A 7,144-nucleotide genomic window follows, 5' to 3' on the forward strand; every position below is an offset into this window, starting at 1 on the left:
CAACCTGCTTAGTCTATCACGAAGACTCAATTTTGCAAGCTGACTACTCAGTTCTTGGATTTTGTTTACCACTTCTTTATCACTGTAATTTGGCAGTTCCAGTAAAAAGCTGGTATCAAATTGAGCTTGCAACTCAGCCGGTAAAGTTTTAGCAAAACTAACTACATCTTTGGGTTTGTCTTGTAGCAGTTTAGCTAAAATTTTAGTTAAAGCTGAATCATTCATATCTTCGATAGGAATAGTTTCTATAGCAATTTTGTCGTAAAAAGTCAAAACTAAAGCTAAAAGCTCATCTGCCAACAACATCACTCTGGGCTTAACTGCAACAGTAGTTTCTTGAGCATTCGACGTATTTCCTAATTCCTTTTTTTTACTATAACGTTCAATTTCTTGCTCAATCACTTCTTTTTCTACTTGCAGCAGTGTAGCCAGTTTTTTAATATAAAAATCCTGAATTACTCTGTTTTCAATTTGAGAAAGCAGGGGTACTATTTCGGCTGAAATTGCCTGTTTACCATCAATGGTCAGTGAATCATGATTTTTTTGAGTCTGAGCCAGGAAAAAGTCATAAACCCCAACTGCTTGTTTAACTACTTGGCGCCAAGCCGCTGGATCAGTTTTAACCAGTTCATCCGGATCTTTACCTTGAGAAAGTTCTACTACTTTGATATTCATTTCCGCAGCTTGAGCTACAGTGATCGCCCGTTTGGCAGCAGCTACTCCGGCACTATCGGCATCCAAAGCTAAAGTAATCGTTTGGCAGTAACGGTTTAAAAGTTTGACTTGCTGGTCTGTTAGAGCTGAACCTTTGACTGCTACGGTGTAGCCGATATTGGCCCGCAAACTGGCTAACACATCTAGTTCTCCTTCCACAATCACTACGTTATTAGCTTTACGGATGGCATCTTTAACCATGTGCAACGGAAAGAGCATCTGGCTTTTGTGATAAATCGGGGTTTCCGGACTATTGATGTATTTACCGCTTTTGCCATCGTCGGTCCATGGCAAGATCCGACCAGAAAAGGCCACCAAATTACCACGGTGGTCATACAGTGGAAACATGACCCGTCCTCGAAACCGATCATAACCACCTCGGTCACTTTTGATAGTTAGACCTGTTTCTTCAAGATCATTTAAATGAAATTTTTTCTTTTTAGTTAAAAAGTCAGTTAAAGCTTGCCAATTATCCGGCGCATAACCTAATTTAAAATCTCTAATCTGGGTAGGGGTTACTCCTCGTTCCTGCAAATACTCCAAGGCTTTCTTGCCGATCTGGTGTTTAGTTAAAAGATAGTGGTAAAAATCAGCTGCTGCTAGGCTAATTTCGATTAGCTTTTGTTTATGAGTAAAATCTTGGGTTGGCTGAAAATTGGTTAGTTCTACCCCAGCTTGCTGGGCCAGATCCCGCAGCGCTTCTGAAAAACCTACTCCTTCCTGTTCCATATAAAAACTGAAAACATCTCCTGATTTACCACAGCCGAAACACTTGTACATCTGCCGCTCAGGCGAGACAAAAAATGAAGGTGATTTTTCTTGGTGAAAAGGACACAGGCCTTTAAAGTTACGGCCAGCTGGTTTGAGCTGAATGCGCTGACCAATAAAGTCCACAATGTCGAGCTTGGAACGAACGTCTTCTTTATCTCCCATAGTGAGATCATTATATCAGGGGAATGAGTTTTTTTAGGAAAATAAAAAAACAAGTACCACAGTAATAACCATTCCTAATCCAAAAATCAACACCACTGGCGAAGGTTTGGGAATAGTTAGAGTAAAAGCATTTTTAGATTTAGCTGTTGATTCTATTGCTGATTCTTGAGAAAGTAGTTCGGGAATATTTTTAGGAAAGGAGTTTTTAAGTTTTTTAGGTAAATCCTTCAGATGTTGTAAGTTTTTAGGCACTTCATCCCAATTGTTATAGCTTTTACCATTGATAGTAATCGTGTTAACTTGAGCCTCTTGAGCTTGAGCAATTAAGGGGTCAAATTGATCAGGAATGCCGTTTTGATCTTTATCTTCAAGCATTTTTTGAAAATTTTCAGGCAAATCTTCAAAGTTAGCATAGTTTTGGCCGTTGACCGTATACGTGTTTTTGGTGGTAATGATTTGTTTTTTCATAAGTTTGTTTGGCATTATAGCAAAAACTAATTTAAATAATTTCAATCTTCAAATTCTTCCCAAACTCCATTAAATCTATTTTTTTATCACCAATGGTAATACTGGCAGCAAACTCATAATTACCTTTTAAAGTATTTTTAGGAATCTGCCAATTAGCCCAACTAATGTAGGTTTGACCAATTTTAAGATAAGCATCAGTTTTGATAGTAAAAGTTTTTTCTCTCCATGCTCCAATAGCATCATCAGTTTTAAAAGGTAGGTTGGTAGTAATAATTAAATTTGTAATTTTTTTGGCAGTTGCAACTTGAAGCCTAAATTCTTCTCCGCCGTGGCGACGCACCAGTTCTGATAACTGAGGACTAAATACTACTTTCTTAATAAGGGGAGTTTTAATACTACGATTGGTTTTTTGAATAATAGTTTTTACGCTTTGTAAATCAATATTTTTAAGTTCAGTTGGGCTTTTGAGTTGCCAGTTGGTGCTATTTTCCACTCCTGGTTCATTGTAGCGGCGAATATCTAAAAGCAAATCTTGGAGCGTAAACATGACAAGCTGCGCTACACTCTGACTAACCAGCTCGGTAAAAGCCAACATAATCTCTTTTTGATTCCGCAACTTACTATGCAGAGTATTGTGTTTTTTGATTTGTTTTTTGAAATATGTTTTCCATTTAGGCGATAGGTTTTGCCACCAATCTAAAATAGTTGGCGTATCATGATTATTAATAAAAGCTATGCAGTCATCAGGATACGCAGTAATGTCTCGATAGCGTTTACGACCGTACCATTGTAGGCAACGCATACCTGGTAGGCCATTTTCCTGTAAAGGCTGATCAACTTCACTTTTGCTGACATAGCCGGCGTCTTCAGCAATAAAATACGTAGAAGGAAAAGTAGCTTTAAGTTTTTGCAATAATTGATACCCCAAAGCTTCTTGATGCTTTCCTTTCTTGGTTTTGGGATCAATCAGGTAATATTTCCAGATTAAAGCTAGGGTGTGATCAAGTCTAATAACCTGACTAAACTTATTTAAGAAAGCCACACTTTTAATAAAATAATCAATGACTGCTTCGCTTTTTTGATCAAAGCGGTAGACAGCATGACCCCACAACTGCTGACCAAACGGATCTTTGGGGCTATTGCAACCAGAGACAAATTCGGCTTGGCCATCTTTTTTGAGATAAAACAAATGCTGATTGGCCCAAACGTCAGTACTATCAAGTTCCGGATAAATGGCTTTATCTAACATCAGGTAAATTCCTTTAGCGGCTGCATAATTACTTAAGGACTGCCATTGTTTTTGTAAAATCCACTGGCTAAACAGGTAAAATTTGACCTTTGGTTTCAGCTCAGGATAGTTTTTGATAATAGCTTTGACATTCCCGGTTTTATACTGCGCTGGCCAATCTTGCCAAGAAGTTTGAAATTGCTCTTTCAAACATTTAAACAAAGCGTAAGCCAGTACATCCTTTGAGACTTTTGTACAAAATTTATTGAAATTTTTATTAAAAGTTAAACGGCTAAAAGCAGCTTTTAATAGCCTGGTTTTATACACATATACTTGTTGATAATTGATAGTATGAGTACTAGCAAAACGCTTTGCCTGAACCAGCCCAAACATTTTAAGACTATCAAAGACCCGATCACTAAAAGGGACTTGGCTAAGATCTAAATATATGGGGTTTAAAGAAAAATTACTCAGTCCTTTATAGGGGCAAGGTTCATCTGGTCCAGAATCAGCTAGAGGTGTTAGCTGCAAAACCCGTAGGCCAACCTTGGCCATTTTGTCAATCAGTTCCCTGATATGAACTAGGTCTCCAGCCCCATACCATGATTGTTGACTAACTAGATAAGTAGAACTATGCAGATCCAAACCTGCTAATTTTTGACCCTGATACAGCTGGGTCCACAGTGGTGGTAAAACTGATGGTTTGGCAGTTTTTTTAATCATCTGTTTTGTGATTCACAATAAAAAGTAATTTAGTGGCTTCAATATTGGCTAGGCTAATCAGACTAACTCCTACAATAACCATCCAACCAAAGATATCTAACGCCACGGTTTGGAGCAGAGTTTGCAAAAATGGAACATAGATAGCAGCTGCATAAGCTAAAACAACAATAATAGCTGATCCAGTCAACCAGGGATTTGAAAATAGTTTAATATGCCAAATGTTTTGACGCAGATTTTTGTAGGCAAAAACCGCAAAAGCCGTATTGACACAAACTGAGCCAAATACTACCGTTCGCACGTATCTTAAATCAAAACCCAAGCGTTGCCATAACCACCAAAAAACCAGTAGAGCTAAAAACTGGTTTACAATTCCGGTAAAAAAGATAATCACTTTCATTTCTTTTGTTAAAAGCGGGGTGTTTTTAGGGTCAGGCTGACGATACATCACTCCCTTTTCCCCAGGCTCAAAGGCATAAGCAATATTAGGCAAAGTGTCTTCAACAATGTTGTTCCACAAAATTTGCACCGGTAAAATTGGCAGCGGCCAGGCAAAAACTAGTTTAGAAAAACCCACTAAAATAATTGAGGTAAAACTGTCAGCCAACACATAAGCAATCGCTTTGCGGATATTATCAACGGTAATCCGACCCTGACGGATAGCTCGGACAATAATAGAAAAACTATCGTTTAAAAGCACTAGATCAGCAGCAGCTTTAGCAACCTCTGTTCCAGACCCTAAAGCAATCCCAATATTGGCTTTTTTTAAAGCCGGTGAATCATTAACTCCATCACCAACCATAGCTACTACTTTACCTTTATCCTGCCAAGCCGTCACAATTTGGATTTTGTGTCTAGGCTCAGTCCGAGCATAAATAATTAAAGTTTCAAGTCTGTCAGCCAATTTTTTAGGGCTTAACTTATCTAATTCTTGGCCGGTAATAATTTGTTTATCAGTTACTGTAATTCCAGCTGCCTTAGCCACTGCCTTGGCGGTTTGAGGAAAATCACCAGTGATAATAATGGGTTGTAAGCCAGCTTGTAGAGCGGTTTTGATAGCTTGAGCAATGCCTTTGCGTAATCTATCTTCAAAAGCTAGCAAGCCAATAAATTCCAGATTATTAATATCTTCAACTGAAAGTGTATCTTGTCTGTTGCTTACTTTTTTGATAGCCACTGCTACCACTCGCAAACCTTGACTAGCTAAAGCATTAATATCTTTTTGCCATTTTTTGGCTTCAGCTGATTTGGGTAGTAGACGTTCAGGTGCTCCAGCTACAAAAATATACCTTTGTCTTTTAACTTGACGAAGACTAGCTTGAAATTTATAAATGGAATCAAATGGTAATTTAGCTACTTCCCAATGACTTTTGTTGAGGCTGATAATATCTAGACCAAAATCCTGACCGGCAGTTAACAATACCTGATCAGTTGGCGAACCTTTTAAGCGCCAGTCGGACTTTGAATCTCTGGGGTTTTCTACATACGCATCAGAGGTCAGCATAGCAACTTGAGCAGCCAGTTTTTTATCTTCTGCCACAATAGTTTTAAGCCGCATTTTGCCTTGAGTTAAGGTTTTGGTTTTGTCAAAACAAATAATTGAGGTGGAACCTAAAATTTCTACGGAAGACAATTTTTGAATTAAGCCTTTTTTCTTCAGAAGTCGATCCATGCCAATAGCCAAAATAATAGTCATAACAATTGGCAAAGCTTCCGGAATCCCACCCACTGCAATAGCTACCGAGGTTTCAAACATTTCCAGCAAATTTCCTTCCCGCAAATAGCCACCTACAAAAATAGCTAAAGATAAACTCCCAATGAGCAAACCAATTGTTTTGGCAAAATGACGCAGTTTTGTTTGCAGCGGCGAAAGCTCGGTTTCGGTTTCTTCCAGAAGCTGGGCAATCTTGCCTGTTTCAGTATGGATACCTGTGGCAGTAACTATAAACATTCCAGTGCCAGCTTCAACTAAAGAACCGGTATAAACCATGTTTTTACGATCTCCCAACATGGTGTCTTTTTGATGTAAAGACTTGATATGTTTATCAATAGCTAGCCATTCACCGGTCAAAACCGCTTCGGAAACACTAAGATTATTACTTTCAATTAATCTACCATCCGCTGGGACTTTATCACCAGGTTGTAAAAATACCATATCTCCCGGGACTAACTCTGCTTGGTCTATTTCTAGTTTTTGACCATAACGTAAAACCGTAGCTTTTGTGACTAAAATTCCTTTGAGCTTATCCAAAATATTGAGAGTCTTGTATTCTTGCCAAAAACCAAACAGGGCATTGATGGTAACTGCAGCTAAAATCACAATCGTATCAGTCCAATGTCCAACCAGCAGCATTACTAAGCCCGCCACTAGCAAAATATAAACAAGGGGATTGCTAAATTGACGTAGTAACAGTTTTAGCCAAGAGATACGTTTTTTTGAGGGGAGTCGATTCAGGCCAAATTGAGTTTGGCGTTTCTCAACTTCAGTTAAACTCAAACCTTGCTCAACATTACTTTCCAATAGTTCAGTCACAACCGAAGCCGCCATGGTATACCAAGCTTTATTGAGGGCAGTTTTTTCCATAGTTTACGGTAATCCTTTACCTTTGGTAATAATGTCAGTTAAACGTAAAACCAAAGCTTTGGGCATCAAAAATTTCTTACTTGTCTTAGCCTGGCAAAGCGCATTGGCTTGGCGCATATTGCTTAGGTTTTGCTCCACTTCAGTTTCAGTTGCCAGCTCAGCATGAAAAAGTAAGGCTTTTTCTTGATAATCAACCGATACTTCCCAAAAACAGTTGGCCAAATAATTGCCAGCCATACCAAACCACCAAAACATAAGTAAAGGTAGCAGTAAGGCTGCAAAAAACCACCATTTCACCAACCACAAATAGTGGAGATGTTTTACAAGCGTTTGGCCAAGTTGTTTTAAGCCCATCAGTAAATACCTAGAAACAAGTTGCGACTAGGCTAATCTCATTATAGAAAGATTTACTACTTTAGGAAACCAAGGCTTTACCGCGATAAAGATAATAGGCAAGATCCATTTTGGTAATTATAGATAGAGGAGAAGGTAGTTTA

Annotated in this window: 5 protein-coding genes; all 5 read right to left on the reverse strand. The window is 38.5% G+C overall.

Annotation, left to right across the window (positions count from 1 at the left end; all coding sequences use genetic code 11):
- Positions 1 to 1,647, reverse strand: a 1,647-nt coding sequence (dnaG, locus tag GYA49_06630) for a DNA primase (protein NMC36680.1), incomplete at its 3' end; no start/stop codon positions are given.
- 33 nt (positions 1,648 to 1,680) lie between these two features.
- Positions 1,681 to 2,115 carry a hypothetical protein gene (locus GYA49_06635; protein NMC36681.1) on the reverse strand — a complete coding sequence of 145 codons (435 nt, stop codon included), beginning with the start codon at positions 2,113 to 2,115 and terminating at the stop codon, positions 1,681 to 1,683.
- A gap of 31 nt (positions 2,116 to 2,146) precedes the next feature.
- Complete coding sequence (locus GYA49_06640; protein NMC36682.1) at positions 2,147 to 4,066, reverse strand: 4-alpha-glucanotransferase; 1,920 nt, start codon at positions 4,064 to 4,066, stop codon at positions 2,147 to 2,149.
- Positions 4,059 to 6,647, reverse strand: coding sequence for an HAD-IC family P-type ATPase (locus GYA49_06645; GenBank protein ID NMC36683.1), 2,589 nt, complete (start codon positions 6,645 to 6,647; stop codon positions 4,059 to 4,061). The genes GYA49_06640 and GYA49_06645 overlap by 8 nt, the downstream gene beginning before the upstream one ends.
- A gap of 3 nt (positions 6,648 to 6,650) precedes the next feature.
- Complete coding sequence (locus GYA49_06650; protein NMC36684.1) at positions 6,651 to 7,001, reverse strand: hypothetical protein; 351 nt, start codon at positions 6,999 to 7,001, stop codon at positions 6,651 to 6,653.
- Between the last annotated feature and the right edge of the window lie 143 nt (positions 7,002 to 7,144).

The organism is Candidatus Beckwithbacteria bacterium, assembly GCA_012797845.1.
In the GTDB taxonomy this organism is placed as follows: Bacteria; Patescibacteriota; Microgenomatia; order UBA1400; family UBA1449; genus JAAZOH01.

Excerpts from the sequence above, each read along its gene's own strand:
- GYA49_06645 (NMC36683.1), bottom strand. The coding sequence starts at position 6,647 with ATGGAAAAAACTGCCCTCAATAAAGCTTGGTATACCATGGCGGCTTCG.
- GYA49_06640 (NMC36682.1), bottom strand. The coding sequence starts at position 4,066 with ATGATTAAAAAAACTGCCAAACCATCAGTTTTACCACCACTGTGGACC.
- GYA49_06650 (NMC36684.1), bottom strand. The coding sequence starts at position 7,001 with ATGGGCTTAAAACAACTTGGCCAAACGCTTGTAAAACATCTCCACTAT.
- GYA49_06635 (NMC36681.1), bottom strand. The coding sequence starts at position 2,115 with ATGAAAAAACAAATCATTACCACCAAAAACACGTATACGGTCAACGGC.